Raw genomic sequence first — 22,080 nt, forward strand, 5'->3', positions numbered from 1 at the left:
GGATTAACCTAGGGGTTTTTTCCAATGTCTATTCTAAGGGGTGCACTTCAGTGCTGAAGTCAGGGGCTTTTTCTCATGAAACGGGGTCTTCCACGAACTCGACTTTATTTAGGAACGCTTCCTTGCTCGAGAAAATAACGCGCTCTTTTCGCGGGGAAGTAAAGAACACCACGATATACTGGTCATCGATGTATTCTACCGTACCTCGTTTCTTTGGTCTTTGTATGGTCTTCACTGGTTTATTCAACCACTCGGTCATCTGCTGTTCCTCCTACCTGACTTTCCGATTCATTATACCAAGATTAAAGACGATTTTCCTGACCTAATCTATACAGAATCGCTTCATTTGAGGAAACTTCTACTAGGAACAGGACGAGTTGAATACCATTTGGGAAGAGGCACATGCATAAGGTAAGGATGAGTTTTCGTCTATCATGGCCAAGATGAGGAGGTCCTACGAGCATGAACGTAAAGGCGAGGAAGCTTGCGATCAACGAAGAACGACTGCAAAAACGAATCGAGCAATTGGCGCAAATTGGGAAAATAGGCGAAACGGGTGTATGTCGACTCGCTTTGTCTGCTGAAGACCGAGCAGGCGTAGAGCTGGTGGCTAGCTGGATGAAAGAAGCCGGTCTTCACACGCGGATCGATGACTTCGGCAATTTGATTGGCCGGATGGCGGGGAAGGATGAGCAAGCCCCGATCTTGATGATTGGCTCGCATATCGATTCGCAGCCGTACGGGGGTCAGTACGATGGGGTGATCGGCGTATTGGGTGGACTAGAAGTCGCCCAGACGTTGAATGAACAAGGAATCATGCCTGCACAGCCTATTGAGGTCGTTGCGTTTTGTGACGAGGAAGGATGCCGTTTTCAAAAAGGACTGTTTGGTTCCAAAGGCATTCTCGGTATGCTGGAACCGGCGGACTTGGAGAGGACGGATAAGAACGGGATCACACGCAGGCAGGCACTGATTGAATTTGGGTGCGATCCTGATCGCCTGGAAGCGTCTATTTATCCAAAAGGCAGCATCGGTGCTTATTTGGAGCTGCATATTGAGCAGGGGCCGATTCTCGATGACGCGAGAGAAGCGATTGGGATCGTGTCGGCGATATCAGGACCATTGTGGTGGACGGTCGAGCTGACTGGCTTTGCCGGGCACGCTGGTTCCGTACCGATGTCGATGAGAAAGGATGCCCTAGTCGGAGCGGCAAAAGTAATTTTGGCGGTAAACGAGCTGGCAAAGCTCGATCCACAAGCACCAACAGTCGGAACAGTTGGTCACTTGGAGGTTTTCCCGGATTCGCGCAACATCATTCCCGAGCGGGTGCGTTTTTCGATTGATTTGCGGGATATCGATTTGAAGCGTCGCGATGAGCGCGAACAAGCGTTGCGCGAGGCGATTGAGCTAGCTGCCATAGAAGGTGGGTTGCACTATACCATTACGGAAGATACAAATAGTGAACCGCGTTATTGTGCCGACTGGATTAAGGCAATCATGCATGAGGAGAGCAGCAAGCTCGGTGCCTCTGTACGCGAGCTGATGAGTGGTCCTTTCCATGACGCATTGGCGCTCTCCTACGTTTGTGATTACGGGATGATTTTTGTCCGCTGCAAGGACGGTATCAGTCATAATCCGCAAGAATACGCTGCCTATGAAGACGTGGCACTCGGAACAGAGTTGCTCTACAAAACGGTTTTGCGGATGTGTATCAACCAATAATGGTGAGAGTCGCCCGTCTAAGCGGATAGGCGACTTTTTTCATACAGTCTATAACGAGACTTTACAGACTGTTTTTGATATATTTTAGTCTGAGAGGTTGTTATCACGTCTGAGGAAGGAAGAATGGCATGAAAATGCGTGTTTCCGCTGTGCAGTACCATCTGCATACCATACATAGCTTTGAAGACTTCGCCAATCAAGTTGAGCACTACGTGAAAAACGCGCAAGAGTACGACACAGAATTTCTCCTTTTTCCGGAGCTGTTTACGACTCAACTCATGTCAATCGGAGACGAACAAGGCAATGCGCTGCCGATTACAGCATTGCCATCATTCACGGACCGATATGTGGAGCTGTTTCGTTCCCTCGCTGCCAAATATGAGATGCATCTGATTGGTGGAACGCACATCATCGAGGAAAACGGCAAACTTTACAATACGGCTTTTCTGTTCTACCCGGATGGACGTGTAGGCCAGCAGAAAAAAATCCATATCACGCCATGGGAAGTAAAAGGCTGGAACATGGGGGCTGGCGATTCGTTGCAAATCTTTGAGACCGACAAAGGGAAGGTAGCGATGATTATATGCTACGACATCGAGTTCCCTGAGTGGGTGCGCATCGCCAAAGCAAGGGGTGCAGACGTCATTTTCTGCCCATCCTGCACGGATGATCGCCACGCGTTCCACCGCGTACGTTATACCAGTCATGCCCGGACAATTGAAAACCAAGTGTATGTCGTGCTGACTGGAACAGTAGGCTCGTTGCCGACCGTTGATTTCATGCGAGCGAACTTTGGACAAGCGGCGATCTTGACACCAAACGATGTTCCGTTCCCTCCGCGAGGCATTCTTGCTGAAGGGGAAATCAACCACGACATGATGGTAACCGCTGACCTGGATATCCAATTGCTATACGATGTGCGGGAAAAAGGTTCTGTCACAACGTGGCGCGACCGCCGCACTGATTTGTACACAGACTGGAAGTAAGCATTCCATCGTGATCTGGACAGCAGGAGGATGCATATGTACAGAAAAGAGCTGTATGTATTTGAAGGGAACAAGCCACGCAAAGCCGTCATACGCAACTACAATCACGCGGACTTCTTCGAATTGATCCAAATACAGGCGGAGAGCTTTCCCCCGCCGTTCCCGTCAGAGCTATGGTGGAACCAGGAGCAGCTGACGAACCATATTACGCTCTTCCCGGAAGGTGCTATTTGTGTAGAAGTGGACGGCGTTTTAGCTGGTTCGATGACAGGGTTGCTCGTGAAGTTTGATCCGGCTCACCCCGAGCATAAATGGGAAGATGTCACGGATAGCGGTTATATTCGTAATCATGATCCTGAGGGGGACACGCTATACATTGTAGATATTTGCATCCGCCCGAGCTTCCGCAAGCTGGGATTGGGTCAACAGATGATGCAAGCAATGTATGAGCTGGTGGTACAAAAAGGACTGCGCAGATTGCTCGGCGGAGGTCGCATGCCAGGATATGGACGGTATGCAGACCAATGGACACCTGAGCAGTATTTGGAACGTGTTCTGACAGGGGAAGTAAGAGACCCGGTGATTACATTTCTCATGCACTGTGGTCGCACGCCTGTTCGGGTTGTGGCAAATTATTTGGAAGATGAGGAATCTCGCAACTACGGAACACTCATGGAATGGAAAAATCCATTTCAACAGCATCTGTAGGGTGTTTATCCGACATAATCGATCGAGAGGGGATTTGACTGATGGAATTCGTACGTATTCAACATATTGACAATCCGCTGTTTGCGAAAATGCACCGTTTGATGCAAGAGGTTTTCCCGCCTGAGGAAGTATTGGCGTACGATCTGTGGAAAGAACCGCTCGAAGATCCAGGCATTCGCGTATTTGTAGCTGTACACGAAGGAGAAGTTGTGGGCGCTACCGAATACCGTTATTACACAGACATGAACGTAGCCATGACAGACTTCACGATCATTGGTCGCGAAGGACTCGGAGTGGGACGCTTCCTCGCCAGAGAGCGTCAAAAGGACCTGCTCGCTTTGGCTGCTGAAAACGGCAAGGAGCTGTACGGGATGTTTGCAGAAATCTACGACCCGTACCGTGTGGCAGAGCACAGCTTTGGCGGAATCAAGCCAATGGACCCATTTGTACGCCGTGAAGTACTCTCTCATCTGGGCTACAAACGTACGAACTTTACGTATGTGCATCCGTCCTGGCAAAATGACGGCGAAGCAGTATCTGGACTCGATCTGGGCTTCATGCCGACTAACGAGGAGCAGACGACCCTCGAAGCGGATCTGATTGTCACTTTCTTGAAGCGATACTACGCCGTGCTTCCACAAAAGCCACAAGCATGGCTCGACATGGTGAAAGACTTGGAGAGCAAAGAAATGGTGGAGCTGCTCCCTATCTAATTGAAAGACAACAAGAACCAACTCTCCTGTGGAGCGATGTTCACGGCTCCATGGGAGTTTTTCGTAGAGCGCAAGTCAGATTATTGTGAAAAAAAGCTGCCGCATTTTTTCTCTAACCAGAAAAAAAGAGGTGAAACAGGTGAACGCTCAAAATCTAGCGTCGATCTTCCTTTACATAGCCGTCATCTTTCACTTGCTGGGCATGAGCGGCTGGACTTCTGCAAAGCTGGCACAACCAATCGAGCTAGCCATCCTCGCACTGATGCTCCTGTCCATTTTCATATTACGGAAAAAGAAACGAAAAAAGCGTCGGGCAAGAAGGCGAGCACCAGAAGTAGCAGTCATGCTTGAGCATGCCGAGGAAGGAGAACCAGGCAAATGATCCATGACATCCACATGCAGGCGATTCTGGACGCTTCTCATGACGGGATCATTGCGGTCGATCGGGATTCGATTATAATCGGAGTCAATAAAAATGCGATGGAAATACTCGGTCTGCCTAGCAATATTGTTGGACAAAAAATTACCCGTTATATCCCTAATTCAGATATGTTGAGGATTTTGGCAACGGGAAAAAAAGAGATAGGGGACATTGCGACGATCCTGAATCGACAAATTATCATCAACCGTTTGCCGATTGTCATAGAGGGTGAAATCGTGGGGGCGGTTTCCACTTTTAAAGAGATTACCGACATTCAAAAAATGGAGATGCGCATTCGCAAGCAAAGCATGGAGAGCGGCTTGGAAGCCAAATTCCGCCTGGAGGATATCATTGGAGAATCTGCTGCGATCCGGGAAGCAAAGGAATGGGCGGAAACATTTGCGCGGACAGATGCGACCGTTCTTATACAGGGAGAGACTGGGACTGGCAAGGAGCTGTTTGCTCAAGGGATACATTTGAGCAGCCAGCGTGCAACCGGACCGTTCATCCCGGTTAACTGTGCGGCTCTCCCTGGCAATTTATTGGAGAGCGAGTTGTTTGGATACGAGGAGGGCGCTTTTACTGGCGCGCGAAAAGGTGGAAAGCCCGGGCTGTTTGAATTGGCCCACGGAGGCACTCTGTTTCTCGATGAAATCGGAGAGATGTCGATTCCGATCCAAGCGTTGCTCTTGCGTATCTTGCAGGAGAAAAAAGTGCGCAGAATCAGCGGAGAGCGTATCGTCCCTGTCGATGTGAGAATCATTGCGGCAACGAATCGGGATTTGGAACGACTGGTCGAGGAAAAGCAGTTTCGTTCAGACCTGTACTTCCGATTGAATGTGTTGACGCTTGAGTTACCTGCTTTGCGAGAGCGAATCGAAGATATTCCTCTATTGGTGACATCGATCATGGAAGAAATCAAGGAACGGGAAAATAAAAGGCATTTGAAAGTAGAAGAGGCCGTTTTTCACGTTCTCAAACAATACGACTGGCCAGGCAATGTACGAGAGCTGCGCAACGTAGTGGAAAGAATGGTCTTGCTTTGCAAGGATGACGCGCTTGGCAAGGGGGACACAGCTTTTTTTGCCAAGAAGCTGTATCAGCGACAATCTTACCGAGACCATGAAGAGGGAGAAGCAGAAGCCATCCGAAAGGTTTTGGCGGAGACGAAGGGAAACAAAGGGGAGGCGGCGAAAATTTTGGGAATGGATCGGTCCACCCTATGGAGAAAAATGAAGCGCTACGAAAGGTCGTAAAAATTGATGCAATTGCAACAATGTCGATGCATAATTGCAACAGAGTGCCACCGTTAGTAGCTTAATTTACAGAAAATTAAAAACATATTTATTTGGCATGGTAGTTGCTTATTTATAGGAACACAACACATACGACTTTTACGAAGAGGCGAGGGGAGAGCATGACACCACAACCGATTATTCGTGTAGAAAATGTCTCGTTTGCCTATCAGGTTAACCAAGAGCAACAAATTCCTGTCCTGCAAAATGTCTCCATGGAGGTGTTTCCAGGAGAGTATGTGGCCATCATTGGTCATAATGGATCCGGTAAGTCAACACTGTCTAAGCATCTCAATGGAATATTGACTCCAAAGGAAGGCGATGTCATCGTTAACGGAATCAACACGCGTGAAAAACAGCGCATTCATGAAGTGAGGAGCCGTGTCGGGATGGTTTTTCAGCATCCGGACAACCAGATTGTCGCGACGATTGTAGAGGACGATGTGGCCTTCGGATTGGAGAACATCGGAACATCGGCGGAAGAGATGAAAACACGAGTGGATTTTGCCCTAGAGGCAGTAGGAATGAGTGCCTTTCGCCATCGACCGCCTCATCATTTGTCTGGCGGACAAAAGCAGCGGATCGCCATTGCGGGGATATTGGCGATGAAGCCACAATGCCTCGTCATGGATGAAGCGACGAGTATGCTAGACAGCTACGGTAGACAGGATATTTTGGCAGTCGTCCGCAAGCTGCACCGCGAAGGAATGACGATTGTCACAGTGACCCATCACATGTCAGAGGTAGCAGAAGCGGATCGCGTCATCGTGATGGAGGGAGGCAAGATCGTATTGCAGGGCACTCCGCGAGAAGTATTTTCCCATCAGGAAAGACTTCGCGAGCTGCATCTGGATGTTCCGGACGCGAGCCGGATTGCTCATCTCGTTCATTCCGAATATAGCGAATTTACACCTGATCTCATCCACAATGAGGAAGTTGTCGCGGAGGTTAATCGTCTGTACGTCAGACAAGCGGAGGCGAGTGGTTCATGACGCAACCGATCGTAAACGTAGAAAATCTATCTCATGTCTATATGCAAGGAACGCCTCTCGAACATCGTGCTCTCGATCAGGTAACCATCCAGGTGGAAGAGGGCGAATGCTTGGCCATTATCGGTCATACCGGCTCGGGAAAATCGACGTTAATCCAGCATTTTAACGGCCTGATTCGCCCTCAATCTGGTACGGTCATCATTAATGGAATGGATGTCTCTCAACCGAAGATCGATATACGTACGTTGCGCAGACAAGTAGGGCTCGTTTTTCAAAACCCAGAGGATCAACTGTTCGAAAAGCTGGTCGGTGATGATGTAGCCTATGGCCCTTTTCGGATGGGGCTGCCTTTAGAGGAGGTGCGGCGACGCGTTCAGTGGGCGATGGACTTGGTTGGCCTCTCGTTTCAGGAGATGAAAGACCGTCCGACTTTTGCCCTAAGTGGCGGACAGAAGCGTAAGGTGGCATTGGCTGGCGTCCTTTCCTTGCAACCCAAGATTCTCGTGCTTGACGAGCCAACCGCAGGGCTAGACCCGCGCTCTCGTCTTGAGCTATTGGAACGCATCCGCCGTCTCAATCGGGAAGAAAAGCTTACCGTTATTTTCGTCTCACACAATATGGAAGAGGTCGCGAAGCTCGCTGATCGCGTTTACGTCATGGCAAACGGCCATTCAGTCTGCGAGGGGACACCACGTGAAATTTTTGGCAATCAGGAATTACTGCGACAGCATCATATCGGCACACCGGAATCAGTTGATATTTTATACAGGCTCCGTGAGCAGGGCTACAGCATCGATCCAAGCGCTTTTTTACCTGAAGAGACGGCAATGGAAATTTTGAAACTGATGAACCGCTAAGGAGGGGGCACATATGTCAGCAGAATTTGAATTGACGCGCAATATTACCATCGGTCAATATTTACCCACTGCTTCTGTCGTTCATCGTCTCGATCCTCGTTTCAAGCTGGGGGCTTTCGTCATCCTCATCCTAGCCATTGCCATCTGTGATACATACGTGGGCAACCTGTTTGCTTTAGCCATTTGTATCTGGATGTTTCAAATCTCGAGAATCCCCCTGCATTACGGCATATCCGGGATCAAGCCCGCCATCCCCTTTATCATTATTTTGGCAATCATGCAGTTGCTTTTCTACGGGGAGGTTGTCAATGGCGGAACCGTTTATTTGAAATACGGCTTCATCACGATCACGAGTGAGAGTGTGCGCCTCGTCATCGTGTCTGCCATGCGCTTTGTAGAAGTCATATTCTTATCAAGTGTCCTCACGCTGAGCACTTCTACGACGGAACTCACGCACGGAATGGAACGACTGCTAGGGCCCTTGGAAAAAGTAAAATTTCCGGTTCACGCGTTTGCATTGATCATTACGATTGCTGTGCGCTTTGTACCTACCTTCGCGATGGAAATGGAAAAAATGATGAAAGCACAAGCGTCCCGTGGTGCAGATTTCGGGACAGGAGAATGGTGGAGGATCATCCAGCGAACAAAAGACATGTTTCCCATCATCATCCCGTTGTTTAATGTGGCGCTTTCCAGAGCAGAAGATTTGATTTTGGCAATGGAAGCCAGATGTTACACACCAGGTGCCGCACGGACGAGATACACCCAATACAAGGCGGTAGGCAAGGATTACGTCGCGCTGATCGCAAGCATTGTCATTTCTGTCATCATGCTCGCCATACCTTGGTAGGGAGACTAGGGGGAACTCGCCCGAGTAGGGCATTCCACATAAAACGCGTAAAAGGAGGAGTATGCATGGAAAAAGGCTTGACCGTTCGCAAGATTGTCATTGCAGGCGTTCTGGGCGCGATCGCGATTTTGCTCGGGGTGACACGTCTTGGCTACATTCCGGTTCCGACAGCAGCGGGCAATGCCACTATTATGCACATCCCGGCTGTTATCGGGGGCATAATGGAGGGCTGGGGCGTTGGTATGATCATTGGCCTTATATTTGGAGTCTCTTCTTTTTTAAATGCCACCGTTCCGCTTTTTAAAGACCCTCTTGTCGCCATTCTGCCACGCTTGTTCATCGGTGTGACTGCTTACTTGACTTACGTTGGTTTGAAAAACGTCAATCAGTATGTAGCGATTGGTGCCGCTGGCTTTATTGGGGCGATGACCAACACAATCCTGGTCCTGGGTATGGCCGTCATTCGAGGCTATATGACCCTCGGTGTAGCGACAACGGTCGCAATCACGAGTGGTTTGCCAGAAGCAATTGTGTCTGTCATTGTTACGGTGGCTGTCGTTGCGGCTTGGAAAAAATTAGGATCAGCAGGCAGGCAAAAATCAAAAATTTCAGGAGACTTATAATGAGTGGAACGATTGTTGACGTACCTGGCGTTCTCGTCGGGCATGCACAAAACGAAGAAACATTAACGGGATGTAGTGTAATTATGCTGGAAAAGCCATCTGTCTGCGGTGTGGATGTCCGGGGTTCTGCCCCGGGCACCCGTGAGACGGACCTCTTGGACCCTGTCAATCTGGTGAGTGTCGTCCATGCGATTTGCCTTTCCGGTGGTAGTGCATACGGTTTGGATGCTGCTACAGGTGTCATGCAGTATTTGGAAGAACAAGGCATCGGACTGGATGTTGGCTTTGGCGTCGTTCCTATCGTTCCAGCAGCAGTTTTGTTCGATCTGGCTGTAGGCGACTATCGGGTTCGTCCGGATCGTCAAATGGGCTATGAGGCAGTACAGGCAGCGAGCAGTGAGACAGTAGCACAAGGAAACGTCGGCGCTGGTACAGGTGCGTCAGTAGGAAAGCTGAATGGATTTGGGAATGCGATGAAGAGCGGGTTGGGCACAGCTTCCGTGATTCTACCCAATGGACTCGTCGTTGGCGCTATCGTCGCTGTCAATGCGGTCGGTCATGTCGTAGATCCCCAGTCAGGGACGATCATAGCTGGGCCGAGGGATGAACAGGGAACGATTCGGGATAGCATGGAGATAATGCGCCAGCGAGCTTTTGCCCCGATCCCTCCAGGTACAAACACGACGATAGCCGTAGTCGCGAGCAATGCCCGCTTGTCCAAAGCAGAAGCAAACAAAGTAGCGCAAATGGCTCATGACGGGCTTGCCCGTACGATCCGGCCGATTCACACCATGTACGATGGCGATACGATCTTTGCGGTAGCAACAGGCGAAGTCGAGACGAGTGTAGACTTGGTGGGCGCGTTATCCGCAGATGTGCTGGCGGAAGCCGTCATCCAAGCCGTTAAGCACGCAGAGGAGGCAGGGGGATTGCCTTCTTATCGCAGTTACTTCCAGGAATAGGTGTACCATAATGGGATGCAGAGGAGATGATTGGCGGATGAATCAGGTAATATCCTTTGTTGACGAGCAGGAAGTTGTGCGCCTAACGCAGGAGCTCGTTAGAATTCCGAGTGTGTTTCGCCCCGATCAGGCAGGAGCGAATGAAGAGCGGGTCGCGCTATTTGTCGCCGATTATCTTCGCAATATGGGGTTGCAGGTCTTCTATGAAGAGGTTGTTCCGGGCAGGCCAAATGTCATCGCGTTTTACGATTCGGGTAGACCTGGCAAAACGCTTTTGTTCGAAGCCCATACAGATGTCGTAACAGAAGGGGACCGGGGGGCTTGGAGCTACGACCCTTTTGGCGGGACAATATCTGGTGGGCGTATCTACGGGCGAGGCTCCTGTGACACAAAAGGAAATCTGGCTGCCGCAATATGTGCCGTCAAAGCAATCCAACGATCCAAACAGTCTTTTACAGGAAAAATCCTCCTGTGCATCCCTTGCGATGAGGAGGGCATGATGATCGGGATCAAAGATTTCATTCGGCGCGGCTGGGCCAATAATGTCGATGCTGCGATCATCTGTGAACCGGAAGAAAATCAGCTCTGCATCACGCAAAAAGGAGCGATGCGAGCGATTCTTCGTACGTTTGGCAAAATGGCGCATGGAGCTATGCCATTGACAGGAATCAATCCGAACACAAGGATGGCACGCGCCATAGTCGCATTAGAGGGGCTGGAGCGCAAGGAAATGGCTCGTCTGGGAGAGCACCCGATGTTGGGCTGGCCGAGTATCACTCCGACGATTTTGCAGGCACCGGTCAAAGGAGACGCTCAAATCAACGTCGTACCAGATCAATGCATGACTACACTTGATATTCGCACGGTACCTGGGCAGGACCACCAAGGGCTGTACAAAGAAATCAGTGTCATATTAGAAGGATTAAGTAAAGAGGATGACAAGTTCAAAGCCACCTTGGAAGTCATCGAAGAGCGTCCTTGGACGTTGACTGGCATGAAGGAAGAAGTCGTGACCGCTGTCGCAAGCGCCTATCGGGAAATCACGAAAAAAGAACCCGTATACAATGGCGTTCCAGGTGCGACAGATGGAACCTTCCTGCACAAGGCAGGCATTCCGATTTTGACAACAGGCGCAGGCGATCGCCACATCCCTCATCATGCAGACGAGTACGTAGCCATTGACCAATTGATAGAATCTACTCAGCTTTTTGCCTTGTCTGCCTTGACGTTTTTGACGCAGCCGGTACGAGCTTGATCGTATACAAAAGACCTCTGCTTACGCTAGCGGCAGAGTCTTTTTTTTCGCAAAAGAAGTTTTCTTAGTAAAAACTTGCAGAATCTATCTAATTTTTTTTACAATAGGCTTGTTACATAAGTGAAAAGGAGGCGCGTGCCCATGAATATGCGCTGGAATTTAGACGTCTTGTATTCCTCATTTGATGCACCAGAATGGAAACGAGATTGGGAGAAGTTCGTACGGGAAACAGAAGAGATCAAAAGCTGGGCAGCGCAAAACTTGCAATCTTCAGAAGATGCAGTAGCGAAGATGGAGAAATACATCACGATGATGACCTCCGTCCTGCAAACGCAATTCCGCTTGTATGCCTACGGAGAGCTGACTGCCAGTGTCGATGCCAAGAATGAGGCAGCACTGCTCGCGATTGAAAAAGTGCAGAATCAGGCTGTTGAATTGGTTGAACCAGGCGTACAATTCCAAAAATGGTTAGGATCGTTGAGCAACCTGGACGAGTTGATTACCCAGTCGGAACTGTTAGAAACACATCGTTTTATGTTGACAGAAATGTCAGACAAGAGCAAATACATGCTGGGAGAAAAAGAAGAAATCATCTTGGCAAAAATGAAAAATACAGGGTCAAATGCATGGACAAAGCTCCATGAAATGCTGACCTCCACATTGCTCGTAGACATTACAGTCGATGGAGAGCACAAGCAGCTTCCATTGCCAGTGGTGCGAAACATGGCGAACGAAAAAGATCCGCAGCTTCGCAAAACGGCATACGAGGCAGAACTTGCCGCTTACAAAAAAATCGTTGATGCTGCTGCTGCCAGCTTGAACGGAATTAAGGGCGAGGTTATTACCGTAGCGAAACTGAGAGGCTATGAATCACCACTGGATAAGACGTTGCAAGACTCCCGCATGGATCGCGAGACGCTCGAAGCAATGCTTCAGGCAATGCGTGAGAGCCTGCCATCTTTCCATCAATACTTCCGTACAAAGGCGAAGCTGCTCGGTCATGAGAGCGCTCAGTTGCCGTTTTATGATTTGTTTGCGCCAGTGGGCGAGGCAGACATGCGTTTCTCTTATGAGGAATCCCGCGATTTCATCGTGAAGCATTTTGGTAGCTTTAGCGAAAAGCTCGCCAACTATGCAGCACGAGCGTATGACAATCAGTGGATAGATGCAGAGATTCGTGAAGGCAAGCGTGGAGGGGCATTCTGCTACAACCTGCACATCGTAGGGGAGAGCAGAATTATGTCCAACTACACAGGCAGCTACAGCGATGTGAGTACAATGGCACATGAATTGGGACATGGCTATCACGGAGAATGTCTTGTAAACGAAGCCTTCTTGAATAGCGACTACCCAATGCCAATCGCTGAAACCGCGTCCATTTTGTGCGAAACCATCATTGCAAATGCAGCGCTTGAACAAGCGACTTCCGAGGAAGCATTTGCGATTTTGGAAAATGATATCAGCGGAGCAAGTCAGGTGATCGTCGATATTTATAGCCGTTACTTGTTCGAGACTGCTGTCTTTGAGCGCAGAACAGAAGGTGCCTTGTCTGTTTCCACGCTGAACGAACTGATGCTGCAAGCGCAAAAGGATGCGTACGGAGATGGTTTGGATCCGGAAGCTCTGCACCCGTACATGTGGGTATGCAAACCGCACTATTATAGCGCCGATTACAATTTCTACAACTTCCCGTATGCTTTTGGACTCCTGTTCGCGAAAGGCTTGTACGCAGAGTATCTCAAGCGCGGGGAAGCTTTTGTTGAGCAGTACGACAAGCTCTTGTCCGTAACGGGCAAAATGAGCATTGCGGATGTAGCAGCCATCATGGATGTTGATGTACGCTCCGTTGATTTCTGGCGGAATTCCCTCTCTTTGGTTGCAAAAGATATCGAAAAATTCGTTGAGCTCGCGTCTGCTCGCCTGAACTAAATTAGGAAGAACGTCCGCTATGTCATTAGCGGACGTTTTTTATTTATGCTGCTAAGCGTTTTTGTGCGCATAGGGAACAGAGGGGAAGGAGAAAGTAAGAAAAAACAGATGAGGTGATTACGTGGTAAATGGATTGCAGTTACTCGACCTATTACGGGAAACGGAGAACAAGATGCTGCATTTACATAGAGCCATCGACAGAGTAAGCAGCGAGCCGGATTTCAAGGAGTCTGTCAGTGTTCTTACCGTAGTCGTTCGTGATTATCAACTTCAGCTCGACAAAATGAAGCAAGCGTTGGGCAAAATTGAAATCGGAGGGCAACAGCAACAACAGCAGCAACAGCAGGGACATAATACCGAAATACATTAAGCATAGAACGACAAACAGCCCTCGAACTGCGCTGAAAAGGCGGATAGGGCTGTTTGTTTTCTTATCCGTGTAAGAAAGCTTACTGGAAATTAGCGTAACGCTTCACACCGTAAAACGGGTAGAGCTTATGCATGTATTCGACTTTGCCATAACGAACATCTTCGCCATTCGCGTGCACAATTGCTCCATTACCCAGATAGATCGCTACGTGGGACACGCGTCCTTTTCCAAGCGCATCGTAGAACAAAAGGTCACCCGGCTGTGCTTGATCCAGTGATACTTCTTGACCGCCACGGAATTGATCTTCAGAAGTGCGCGGAAGTGTAACCCCAAGCTGCTCAAAAACGTATGAAGTAAAGCCACTACAATCAAAGCCATTCGGAGTCGTTCCGCCTAAAACGTATGGTGTTTTGAGCAATGGCTCAAAAATTTCCTTCAAACGACCCAGATCTTCTGCATTTACCTCGACAGGCAGCGAAACGGTAGAAGTGAGATTTGGACTGAGGAATTCTGTAGCAACGTATGCTTCACGATCTTCGAATTCGATTTTCGTCCATTCACTACCCGTTTCTACGACTTCTACAATGGAACCGGATCGTAGCTTGCCTAACACTTTTGCGTCAGTCGAAGGCTTTTTACGCACATTCAGCACGTCACCAGTGACACGGGCTTTTTCACCAGCGGTTAGTTCTTTAGACTCAGTGGTAGCGTTATCATTCTGATCGACAGTTACATCGGAAGGAATGTCTGTCGCAATGGAGCCAGTAGTGTTTGCACCATGAATTGACAAAGTTTGTCCAATTGACAATCGATCATCATTCAGTTGGTTCCATTGAATAATTTGATCCACCGTGACCTGATGTTCGCGAGCGATCTTGCTCAACGTATCACCTGCTGATACCACATATGCCGATGAGGAAGCATGGGCAGCAGTAGGCAGCAGAGTGAAGAGGGCGAGGAAGGTGAGTAGCCTCGAAGTCTTTTTCATGTCATCGTCTCCACCAATCTACTAAAATCTGCATATCTAGCTAAAATTCTATCGGATTTTGCTTGGTAAATCTATGAAAAAATTAATCTTTCTATTATTTTTAAAAAACTATTGCTTCACGAGATAGGATCGTGCTATATTACAGAAGTCGCCGCAAGATGGGGGACAAAAACCACATGGAGCTGTGGTGAAGTTGGAGTTCACGCCGGTCTGTCACACCGGAGGTCGCGGGTTCGAGTCCCGTCAGCTCCGCCATTCTTTTACTAGAATGTGCAAATTGAATAGTTTCTTTTAACGTGCCGGTATAGCTCAATTGGTAGAGCACCTGACTTGTAATCAGGGGGTTGTGGGTTCAAGTCCTATTGCCGGCACCATTTTTATGCGGTCGTGGCGGAATTGGCAGACGCGCTAGATTCAGGTTCTAGTGGTGGCAACACCGTGGAGGTTCAAGTCCTCTCGACCGCACCATATGGCAAACAACAGGTTCGTAAATTAGCGGATGAAGCTAATTACGAGCCTTTTTATTTTTTCTAGCATGTTGAATCCTCCTCCATTTTCCATTACAATCACATTGTGATAATGAATCTCATTTTCACTATCACTTGATGATTCATAAACAAACGAGAAACACAGTGGAGGGGTAGTTGTGGGAGAACAGTTGGAACTGTTTGATGTAACCATTATCGGCGGTGGCCCTGCGGGGATGTACGCTGCCTTTTATAGCGGAATGCGCGATATGAAGACGAAACTCATTGAAGCGAAAGAAGAGCTCGGTGGACGAATGTTGATCTATCCAGAAAAAATGATCTGGGATGTAGGCGGTGTACCACCACAGTTATGTGAAAAGCTGATTGCCAATCTGGTGCAACAAGCGAAGACATTTGATCCAACCATCGTCCTAGGTGAGGCAATCATTGGACTAGAGCCACAAGAAGATGGCACGTACATACTCGTTGCAAAATCAGGGAGACGGCATTGGACCCGCACGATCATTTTGGCTTTAGGCCGAGGTATTTTGAAAATGGCAAAGCTGGAGATCGAAGGAGCAGAGCGCTACGAGGTGACAAATCTTCATTATACAGTACAGGAACTGGAGCCATTCCGTGGCAAGCACGTCCTTATCTCAGGTGGTGGGGACTCCGCTGTCGATTGGGCAAATGAACTGGTGCAGATTGCAGCGTCCGTAACGGTCGTGCATCGCCGTGATGTATTTGGTGGACATGAACGGAATGTGAAGCGCATGAAGGAGTCATCTGCGATCGTACGCACCCCATATGCGGTCACGCAATTGCAAAGCTCGGACAAAGAAACGATCGATAAAGTGACGATACGTCATCTAGAGACAGACGAGACGGAGCAAATCAATGTCGATGCGATCATCGTCAATCACGGATTGAAGGCCGATTTCACCGGGATTAAAGAGTGGGGCTTGGACATGGATGAATGGAACGTATTTGTTAGCCCTCGTCTGGCAACGAATCTACCAGGGATTTTTGCGGCGGGTGATTTTGCGAGCTTTGACAGCAAGATTACGCTGATCGCGGGAGCATTCACCGATGCGGCTGTGGCCGTAAACAGTGCCAAATTGCACATTGACCCGGTAGCAGATCGGATGGCGTACGTTTCTTCTCATAACCAGCGTTTTAAAGAAAAGAACAAAGCCCTCGGGGTTATCGACGAGGACGACGAGTAGAATTGATGTAGGACAAAAAGCCCAACATTTGCAGGTTGATTGTCGCTTTTCCCATACGTTACATTGTAAGAGGCAAGGTAGAAAAACTAGGTCAGACGATATAAATAGGGAACTTCGTGCTAGATAATCGATCAACAAATGTGGGAGAGGAAGTAGAAATGAAGAAAGTTCGGCATTGGCTGATCACTATGGCTACAGTGGCCCTTGTGTTCTCGCTCAGTATGAACTTCGCGCCTGAGCATGCAATGGCATTACAATTAGACCAGGTATCTCCTTCTATCGAGTTGCAGGATAAGTTACAGGAAAAGTATGTGGAGAAGATGGGCCTCAAGGAAGACGAGGTTCTCGGCTTTTATTACTCATCGATGAAAAACAGCACAGATGAGCGTAAACATAACATCAAGCAAGCATTGAGCAAGATTCATAATGAAAAAATCAAGCCGCAACAGGTGTTTTCTTTTAACGATATAGTGGGAAATTCGAATTTGCCCGAGGGTGGTTGGCAAAAGGCTGGCGTCATTCAGAACGGGCAGCTCGCTGATGACTATGGAGGCGGGATATGTCAGGTTTCCAGCACGCTTTACAATACAGCTGCTGAAGCGGGAATGATCATGGTGGAACGGCATAACCACAGCAAATCGGTGAGATACGTGCCAGCGGGTCAAGATGCCACAGTCGCGTATGGCTATATGGATTTCAAATTTGTCAACTTGTACGACTTCCCTGTGAAGATCAAAGCAAAATCATACGATGACGAACATGTTGTGATTGCGATCATACGTGCGTAGCTTCGAAGGAATAAAGGGGGCATCCTATGGATGAACCCTGTTTTTTTCGGTGTTTTTACAGGTAAAAAATGGATATTGATTTAGTTTTGAGTCATGCATTCCTGACCATACTGTGTTAGAAGGAGGTGCCGTGATGTTCGTTCAGGTGACAGGTGATTCACACAAGCAAGAGGTTCTCGTCATGGGAGAACGGTTAGAACGCCAGCAGGATGGTTGTTATCTTTTGCCTGGGAGACTTGTCCACGCATTGAAGCCACATGATTTGCCGGTAGGAATCCCATTCAAGCTCTCGGGTGCGCTGCCCTCTGGCTACGGGTTTTATCGGGAAGACTCTGTTATTTTCCGGCGGACGAATGATACTCCTTCCCTCTGGATTGATGTTACTTCTACATATATGGTGGCGGAATGGGATGGCATGTTCTCGGTGGAAGCAACGGTTGAAGCCAGAAAGCATGTCGTGGAACAACAACAGCAGTTTGCCTTTGTCCTCTCCGAAGCGACAGAGCAGCATGTGATTTTCCATTACGAGTTTTCCTGGAGCTCCGAGCAAGAGATGGATCTGGAAAGTGCCTTGGAATCTATTTGTGATACCGTAATTGAAGTAGAAGCACGTGGAAATGCCCGCCTTTGGCCTGGCTATGGAAACTGCATGGAAGAGGACGAACAAGACAAGCTGTAATACGCCATGCAGCCATGATATAGTGAAAAAAAGACAGCCACCAAAGGAGAGGACAAAATGGAGCACGTCAAAAATATTTACTGTATCGGTCGCAACTATCGATTGCATGCTGCGGAGTTGGGGAACGATGTGCCAACCAAGCCAATGATCTTTGATAAGCCAACACATGCGCTTGCAATGGCAAATGGTGAGGCCATTGAGCTTCCTTCATCTCGTGGAGAGCTCCATTATGAGGCGGAGCTTGTGATTCACATCGCGAGGCCGTATGAGGCTGGAGTTACTCTTGATGAAATGATTGACAAAATAGCGCTTGGGATCGACTTTACTTTGCGGGATGTTCAGAGCGAGCTCAAGAAAGCAGGGCATCCATGGTTGTTGGCAAAAGGGTTTAAAAATTCAGCGATTTTGACTTCTTTTCATCCTTTCCTTGGCATTGATGCGCTTCACCAAACAGATTTCTCCTTGCTGAAAAATGGAGAGCAAGTGCAACGCGGCAATCTGCGTGATGTGATTTTTGATTTGGAAATGATTATTGCCTATATTTCCGAACATCTAGGACTGGATCAAGGGGATATCATTTACACGGGTACGCCAGCGGGGGTAGGACCTGTTACGGATGGAGATGTCCTCACTCTCAAGTGGGGAGAAGAGACGTGGGGGCAGTTTACGGCGAAAATGAAATAGGGACAAATAGAGAACCATCTTCTGACAGAAACAAGCAGAAGATGGTTTTTGTTTGGGGATCGGGCCAGCAATAGAGCGGATTTTTGCGGCGAAAATCATCTTTGATACCGTTTTGTAACCTTTATGGTTCTATGGAACTAAGGAGTAGCAACCGCCTACGTTACACCTTGTTTTCTGACTAGTCCCATGCTACCAATTCCATCATTGGAAAATTTTACGGTCTTATCCTCCTGTTTCCTCCTGCGCTATTCTGTCCATGTACCCAAGACGGGTGCCACAACATGACAAGGAGGAAAAGAAAGTGACGAAACGAGATTGGGTAATGAGGTCAACAGTAGCAGTCATGCTGAGTACGTCCCTGTTAATGGGTGGTCAAGTTGGAGTAGTGGCCGCTAAGACACAAGATTCAAAACAATCAGAGGTTGCAAATATTGCTACTTCTTTGATCGGGAAGGATTACGAGTACAAAGCAAAGGGACCGAAGCAATTCGGATCAGCAGAGCTGGCTACGTATGCGTACAAACAAGTAGGGATTTCCATCGGGAGCACAATCTCTAGCCTGTACAAGACTGGGACGAAAGTATCCGAAAAAAGTGTAACGCCAGGAGATTTGGTGTTCTTCGCCTCTAGCGGAAGCGGCAGCCCAACTTTTATGGGAATATACATAGGCAGTGATCAATTCGTTTATTCTTCGAAAGGGGAAGACGAGGTAGTTGTCAAAACATATTCGGAGTACAGTGACAAATTTGTAGGGGCTCGTCGTGTTATTGAGAGCAATTCCTCAGAGAATAAGCCAAGCAAGCCAGAAAAGCCGGCAAGCACTGTTGCCGATCAAGTCATTAAAAATGGCGAAAAGTACATGGGCACCAATTACAAATACGGCTCTAGCAGCAGTACGACCAAAACATTCGATTGCTCTTCCTTTACACAGCGCGTGTTTAAAGAAGCGGGCATTACACTGCCGCGCGACTCCCGCCAGCAATCTACTGTAGGGAAATCTGTTTCCAAGAGCAATCTGCAAAAAGGTGATCTGATCTTCATGAAGGCATCGGTAAACAGTACTTCTGATCGGATTACACACGTGGCGATCTATGCAGGCGATGGGAAAATCCTGCACACGTACGGCAGTCCTGGTGTGACTTATTCCAAGTACGATGGAACGAACTGGGAAAAGCGCACAGTGAAAATCAAGCGCGTCATTTAAGCATCCAATCCATTTCAGCTCTCGTGCTTTTGCATGGGAGCTTTTGTATTATATATGACGCTTGTTCGCACAGATCGTTTCGCGTCAATTTTTGCCAATAGGGAAAAGGGAATCATAGCGCTTTTACGTTCGCAACAAAAAATATGTTGTAATATTCAGAAATATACATATAATAAAAACTGAGAGGTGATTCAGGTGTCAGAAAATAGTCTACCTACCGCTGTTTTAACCAAGAAAGGACAGGAAACCCGCAAAAAAATACTGGATGCCGCAGAGCATGTGTTTGGCGAGCTGGGTTATTATGATGCCTCTATCGTCTTGATCACGCAGCATGCACAGGTGTCCCAAGGAACGTTTTACAATTATTTCGAGTCGAAGAAAGCGATTTATGATGAATTGATCAGGCAGCTGAGTAGAGAGCTACGTTCCACGATCAAAGAAGCGATCATGGGAGCAACCACGCAAGAAGAGAATTTGCGCCTAGGATTTCTGGCCTTTTTTCGTTGGATCAAACATCATCGCAATATGTACAGCATTATTCAACAGGCTGCACTCGTCGACCAGGAGCTGTATCGCTGGTATTACGCCAAACTGGCAGCCGGGTACGTACGAAGTTTGAAGAACGCCATGAACGAAGGTGCGTTTCGAGAGATGGATCATGAGACGCTGGCTTATTGTCTCATGTCGATCGGACAATTCATCGGGATGCGTTGGGTTTACTGGGAAAATGAAGACGTACCGGAAGAGGTGTTAGAAACAGCCATGTCGATGATTATGAAAGGGATTGCTGCCAAGCCGTAACCGATCCATTTTATAGGCAAAGGAGTAGAGTTCATGCACGGAATTGCTTATTGGATTGAAAAGCGAGCCCGAATCACTCCGACGCGGATCGCAGTGATTGCCAACGAGCAATCACTTACGTATCAGCAAATGAATGAGCAGATCCAACGTGTTGCCAACTATTTACGACATGAGCTACAGGTCAAAAAGGGGGACCGGATCGGCATTTTGTCCCAAAACAGTTTGGAGTATGTGCTTCTGCTGTTTGCCATCGCCAAACTCGGTGCGATAGCCGTCCCCTTTAATATCCGCTTGACCCCTGCAGAATTAGATTATCAGTTTGAGGATAGTGGTATTCGCGTGTTATGTGCCCAGCCAGAGTTCGCTGCTACCATTGAGTTGATCAAGGCGAAGGCAAGTGTTGCGCACATGATATGGCTGGAACCGGGAGAACTTCCTTGGAGCCAGGATGGGCCGAGTGAGTCATCCCAGCACAGTAGGATCGACGCAGATGACGGCAGTGGAGATGATCCATACATCATTTGCTACACATCAGGAACGACAGGAAAGCCTAAGGGAGCAGTGCTCACCCAAGAAAACATGTTCTGGAACTCCGTACACAATGTAGCCGCGCTTGATCTCACCTCAGAAGACTGCTCGATTGTCTTATTGCCACTCTTTCATATCGGGGGAATCGGACTGTTCGCCTTCCCTACATGGCTTGCTGGCGGACGCGTCGTTGTAGCCGGGAAGTTCGACCCTGATAAAGCGATTCAACTAATCGAAACGCACCGAGTCACCATCGTGATGGGTGTGCCCGCCATCCATGAAGCCATTCGTCAAAGCCCTTTATTTGCAACCACATCATTCGATTCCGTCCGTTGGTTCTACAACGGCGGCGCTCCATGCCCCATGGAACTCATCCAGCATTTTCAGGAGCGAGGCCTCCCTTTTGGACAAGGATACGGCCTAACAGAAACATCCCCCACCGTGTTTATGATTGCCAAGGAAGATGCGAGAAGAAAAGCAGGCTCAATCGGAAAGCCCGTCATGTTTTGTGAAGTCCGCCTGATCTCGGATGACGGAAAAGACGTGGGTCAGGGCGAAATCGGAGAATTGCTTGTCAAAGGCCCGAATGTGATGAAGGAATACTGGAACAGACCAGAAGAAACAGCCAATACCATCCGCGATGGGTGGCTGTACACAGGGGATTTGGCGCGTTTTGATGAAGAAGGGTTCGCTTATATCGTAGGAAGACGCAAAGACATGATTATCTCAGGCGGGGAGAACATTTATCCGCTGGAGCTGGAACAGGTCATCGGCGAGCTGGATGGTGTTCAGGAAGCCGCAGTCGTCGGTGTACCCGATGAAAAATGGGGAGAGGTCGCGAAGGCGTTTATCGTGCCCAAATCAGGTGCAGTCATCACGGAAGCACACATCAAAGAACACTGTGAGCAAAGACTGGCGAAGTATAAAATCCCGAAGTCATTCGTGTTTTTAACTGAGCTGCCACGCAATGCGACAGGGAAAATTGTCAAGCAAGCATTGACCAGATTGAAAACAGATTCCATTACACAATGA

At 48.4% G+C, this 22,080-nt stretch carries 23 protein-coding genes and 3 tRNA genes; 24 read left to right on the top strand and 2 right to left on the bottom strand.

Going from position 1 to position 22,080, the window contains the following annotated elements; genetic code table 11:
* Nucleotides 1–73: 73 nt before the first annotated feature.
* Nucleotides 74–259, bottom strand: a complete 186-nt coding sequence (locus BBR47_RS13060; RefSeq protein WP_012686240.1) for a hypothetical protein — start codon at nucleotides 257–259, stop codon at nucleotides 74–76.
* A 203-nt stretch (nucleotides 260–462) separates the two neighbouring features.
* Between BBR47_RS13060 and BBR47_RS13065 the strand changes: the two genes are divergently transcribed.
* The 14 genes from BBR47_RS13065 (at nucleotide 463) to BBR47_RS13130 (ending at nucleotide 13,683) form a co-directional block, all read left to right on the top strand.
* Entirely contained in the window at nucleotides 463–1,722 is a 1,260-nt protein-coding gene (locus tag BBR47_RS13065) for a M20 family metallo-hydrolase (RefSeq protein ID WP_012686241.1), read from the top strand.
* A 128-nt stretch (nucleotides 1,723–1,850) separates the two neighbouring features.
* A complete protein-coding gene (locus tag BBR47_RS13070; RefSeq protein WP_012686242.1) occupies nucleotides 1,851–2,708 on the top strand; it encodes a carbon-nitrogen hydrolase family protein in 858 nt (285 codons plus the stop codon).
* A 36-nt stretch (nucleotides 2,709–2,744) separates the two neighbouring features.
* On the top strand, nucleotides 2,745–3,416 hold the full coding sequence (locus tag BBR47_RS13075; protein ID WP_041749399.1) for a GNAT family N-acetyltransferase: 672 nt from the start codon (nucleotides 2,745–2,747) through the stop codon (nucleotides 3,414–3,416).
* Nucleotides 3,417–3,457: 41 nt separating this feature from the next.
* Nucleotides 3,458–4,129, top strand: a complete 672-nt coding sequence (locus BBR47_RS13080) for a hypothetical protein (protein WP_012686244.1) — start codon at nucleotides 3,458–3,460, stop codon at nucleotides 4,127–4,129.
* A 139-nt stretch (nucleotides 4,130–4,268) separates the two neighbouring features.
* Nucleotides 4,269–4,511 carry a hypothetical protein gene (locus tag BBR47_RS13085; protein WP_041749400.1) on the top strand — a complete coding sequence of 81 codons (243 nt, stop codon included), beginning with the start codon at nucleotides 4,269–4,271 and terminating at the stop codon, nucleotides 4,509–4,511.
* Complete coding sequence (locus BBR47_RS13090; protein ID WP_012686246.1) at nucleotides 4,508–5,806, top strand: sigma-54 interaction domain-containing protein; 1,299 nt, start codon at nucleotides 4,508–4,510, stop codon at nucleotides 5,804–5,806. The genes BBR47_RS13085 and BBR47_RS13090 overlap by 4 nt, the downstream gene beginning before the upstream one ends.
* A gap of 161 nt (nucleotides 5,807–5,967) precedes the next feature.
* Complete coding sequence (locus BBR47_RS13095) at nucleotides 5,968–6,837, top strand: energy-coupling factor transporter ATPase (protein WP_012686247.1); 870 nt, start codon at nucleotides 5,968–5,970, stop codon at nucleotides 6,835–6,837.
* A complete protein-coding gene (locus tag BBR47_RS13100; protein WP_012686248.1) occupies nucleotides 6,834–7,694 on the top strand; it encodes an energy-coupling factor transporter ATPase in 861 nt (286 codons plus the stop codon). Before BBR47_RS13095 ends, BBR47_RS13100 begins: the two co-directional genes overlap by 4 nt.
* 13 nt (nucleotides 7,695–7,707) lie before the next feature.
* Nucleotides 7,708–8,544, top strand: coding sequence for an energy-coupling factor transporter transmembrane component T family protein (locus BBR47_RS13105; protein ID WP_041749401.1), 837 nt, complete (start codon nucleotides 7,708–7,710; stop codon nucleotides 8,542–8,544).
* 65 nt (nucleotides 8,545–8,609) lie between these two features.
* Nucleotides 8,610–9,167: an ECF transporter S component gene (locus BBR47_RS13110; RefSeq protein WP_016740391.1), complete on the top strand. Its 558-nt coding sequence runs from the start codon at nucleotides 8,610–8,612 to the stop codon at nucleotides 9,165–9,167.
* Nucleotides 9,167–10,129 carry a P1 family peptidase gene (locus BBR47_RS13115; protein WP_041749402.1) on the top strand — a complete coding sequence of 321 codons (963 nt, stop codon included), beginning with the start codon at nucleotides 9,167–9,169 and terminating at the stop codon, nucleotides 10,127–10,129. The genes BBR47_RS13110 and BBR47_RS13115 overlap by 1 nt, the downstream gene beginning before the upstream one ends.
* 37 nt (nucleotides 10,130–10,166) lie before the next feature.
* Nucleotides 10,167–11,384 carry a M20 family metallopeptidase gene (locus BBR47_RS13120; protein ID WP_012686252.1) on the top strand — a complete coding sequence of 406 codons (1,218 nt, stop codon included), beginning with the start codon at nucleotides 10,167–10,169 and terminating at the stop codon, nucleotides 11,382–11,384.
* Between the two features lie 141 nt (nucleotides 11,385–11,525).
* Complete coding sequence (locus tag BBR47_RS13125; protein ID WP_012686253.1) at nucleotides 11,526–13,313, top strand: M3 family oligoendopeptidase; 1,788 nt, start codon at nucleotides 11,526–11,528, stop codon at nucleotides 13,311–13,313.
* A 121-nt stretch (nucleotides 13,314–13,434) separates the two neighbouring features.
* Complete coding sequence (locus tag BBR47_RS13130) at nucleotides 13,435–13,683, top strand: hypothetical protein (protein WP_012686254.1); 249 nt, start codon at nucleotides 13,435–13,437, stop codon at nucleotides 13,681–13,683.
* A 79-nt stretch (nucleotides 13,684–13,762) separates the two neighbouring features.
* On the opposite strand, the gene BBR47_RS13135 is transcribed toward BBR47_RS13130, so the two are convergent.
* A complete protein-coding gene (locus BBR47_RS13135; RefSeq protein WP_012686255.1) occupies nucleotides 13,763–14,671 on the bottom strand; it encodes an NlpC/P60 family protein in 909 nt (302 codons plus the stop codon).
* Between the two features lie 178 nt (nucleotides 14,672–14,849).
* Here BBR47_RS13135 and BBR47_RS13140 point away from each other — a divergent pair.
* The 10 genes from BBR47_RS13140 (at nucleotide 14,850) to BBR47_RS13185 (ending at nucleotide 22,080) form a co-directional block, all read left to right on the top strand.
* Nucleotides 14,850–14,926, top strand: a tRNA-Asp gene (locus BBR47_RS13140).
* Between the two features lie 43 nt (nucleotides 14,927–14,969).
* A tRNA-Thr gene (locus tag BBR47_RS13145) sits at nucleotides 14,970–15,045 on the top strand.
* A gap of 7 nt (nucleotides 15,046–15,052) precedes the next feature.
* Nucleotides 15,053–15,139: transfer RNA gene (locus BBR47_RS13150), tRNA-Leu, on the top strand.
* Nucleotides 15,140–15,317: 178 nt separating this feature from the next.
* Nucleotides 15,318–16,364, top strand: coding sequence for an NAD(P)/FAD-dependent oxidoreductase (locus BBR47_RS13155; protein ID WP_012686256.1), 1,047 nt, complete (start codon nucleotides 15,318–15,320; stop codon nucleotides 16,362–16,364).
* A gap of 158 nt (nucleotides 16,365–16,522) precedes the next feature.
* Nucleotides 16,523–17,152 (top strand): VanW family protein, encoded by a 630-nt coding sequence (locus BBR47_RS13160; RefSeq protein WP_012686257.1) that lies wholly within the window; start codon nucleotides 16,523–16,525, stop codon nucleotides 17,150–17,152.
* 133 nt (nucleotides 17,153–17,285) lie between these two features.
* Nucleotides 17,286–17,831 (top strand): hypothetical protein, encoded by a 546-nt coding sequence (locus BBR47_RS13165; protein ID WP_012686258.1) that lies wholly within the window; start codon nucleotides 17,286–17,288, stop codon nucleotides 17,829–17,831.
* Nucleotides 17,832–17,888: 57 nt separating this feature from the next.
* Nucleotides 17,889–18,515 (top strand): fumarylacetoacetate hydrolase family protein, encoded by a 627-nt coding sequence (locus BBR47_RS13170; protein WP_012686259.1) that lies wholly within the window; start codon nucleotides 17,889–17,891, stop codon nucleotides 18,513–18,515.
* Between the two features lie 301 nt (nucleotides 18,516–18,816).
* Entirely contained in the window at nucleotides 18,817–19,719 is a 903-nt protein-coding gene (locus tag BBR47_RS13175; RefSeq protein WP_041749403.1) for a C40 family peptidase, read from the top strand.
* Nucleotides 19,720–19,914: 195 nt separating this feature from the next.
* Complete coding sequence (locus tag BBR47_RS13180; RefSeq protein WP_012686261.1) at nucleotides 19,915–20,520, top strand: TetR/AcrR family transcriptional regulator; 606 nt, start codon at nucleotides 19,915–19,917, stop codon at nucleotides 20,518–20,520.
* Nucleotides 20,521–20,553: 33 nt separating this feature from the next.
* Nucleotides 20,554–22,080 (top strand): o-succinylbenzoate--CoA ligase, encoded by a 1,527-nt coding sequence (locus BBR47_RS13185; protein WP_012686262.1) that lies wholly within the window; start codon nucleotides 20,554–20,556, stop codon nucleotides 22,078–22,080.

It is taken from the genome of Brevibacillus brevis NBRC 100599 (assembly GCF_000010165.1).
GTDB lineage: Bacteria > Bacillota > Bacilli > Brevibacillales > Brevibacillaceae > Brevibacillus > Brevibacillus brevis_D.

What these genes read in the sequence shown, in the direction of transcription:
- BBR47_RS13090 (WP_012686246.1), top strand. Translation starts at nt 4,508, where the DNA reads ATGATCCATGACATCCACATGCAGGCGATTCTGGACGCTTCTCATGAC.
- BBR47_RS13135 (WP_012686255.1), bottom strand. Translation starts at nt 14,671, where the DNA reads ATGAAAAAGACTTCGAGGCTACTCACCTTCCTCGCCCTCTTCACTCTG.
- BBR47_RS13075 (WP_041749399.1), top strand. Translation starts at nt 2,745, where the DNA reads ATGTACAGAAAAGAGCTGTATGTATTTGAAGGGAACAAGCCACGCAAA.
- BBR47_RS13080 (WP_012686244.1), top strand. Translation starts at nt 3,458, where the DNA reads ATGGAATTCGTACGTATTCAACATATTGACAATCCGCTGTTTGCGAAA.
- BBR47_RS13070 (WP_012686242.1), top strand. Translation starts at nt 1,851, where the DNA reads ATGAAAATGCGTGTTTCCGCTGTGCAGTACCATCTGCATACCATACAT.
- BBR47_RS13170 (WP_012686259.1), top strand. Translation starts at nt 17,889, where the DNA reads ATGGAGCACGTCAAAAATATTTACTGTATCGGTCGCAACTATCGATTG.
- BBR47_RS13100 (WP_012686248.1), top strand. Translation starts at nt 6,834, where the DNA reads ATGACGCAACCGATCGTAAACGTAGAAAATCTATCTCATGTCTATATG.
- BBR47_RS13105 (WP_041749401.1), top strand. Translation starts at nt 7,708, where the DNA reads ATGTCAGCAGAATTTGAATTGACGCGCAATATTACCATCGGTCAATAT.
- BBR47_RS13160 (WP_012686257.1), top strand. Translation starts at nt 16,523, where the DNA reads ATGAAGAAAGTTCGGCATTGGCTGATCACTATGGCTACAGTGGCCCTT.
- BBR47_RS13125 (WP_012686253.1), top strand. Translation starts at nt 11,526, where the DNA reads ATGAATATGCGCTGGAATTTAGACGTCTTGTATTCCTCATTTGATGCA.
- BBR47_RS13185 (WP_012686262.1), top strand. Translation starts at nt 20,554, where the DNA reads ATGCACGGAATTGCTTATTGGATTGAAAAGCGAGCCCGAATCACTCCG.
- BBR47_RS13110 (WP_016740391.1), top strand. Translation starts at nt 8,610, where the DNA reads ATGGAAAAAGGCTTGACCGTTCGCAAGATTGTCATTGCAGGCGTTCTG.
- BBR47_RS13065 (WP_012686241.1), top strand. Translation starts at nt 463, where the DNA reads ATGAACGTAAAGGCGAGGAAGCTTGCGATCAACGAAGAACGACTGCAA.
- BBR47_RS13120 (WP_012686252.1), top strand. Translation starts at nt 10,167, where the DNA reads ATGAATCAGGTAATATCCTTTGTTGACGAGCAGGAAGTTGTGCGCCTA.
- BBR47_RS13165 (WP_012686258.1), top strand. Translation starts at nt 17,286, where the DNA reads ATGTTCGTTCAGGTGACAGGTGATTCACACAAGCAAGAGGTTCTCGTC.
- BBR47_RS13060 (WP_012686240.1), bottom strand. Translation starts at nt 259, where the DNA reads ATGACCGAGTGGTTGAATAAACCAGTGAAGACCATACAAAGACCAAAG.
- BBR47_RS13095 (WP_012686247.1), top strand. Translation starts at nt 5,968, where the DNA reads ATGACACCACAACCGATTATTCGTGTAGAAAATGTCTCGTTTGCCTAT.
- BBR47_RS13115 (WP_041749402.1), top strand. Translation starts at nt 9,167, where the DNA reads ATGAGTGGAACGATTGTTGACGTACCTGGCGTTCTCGTCGGGCATGCA.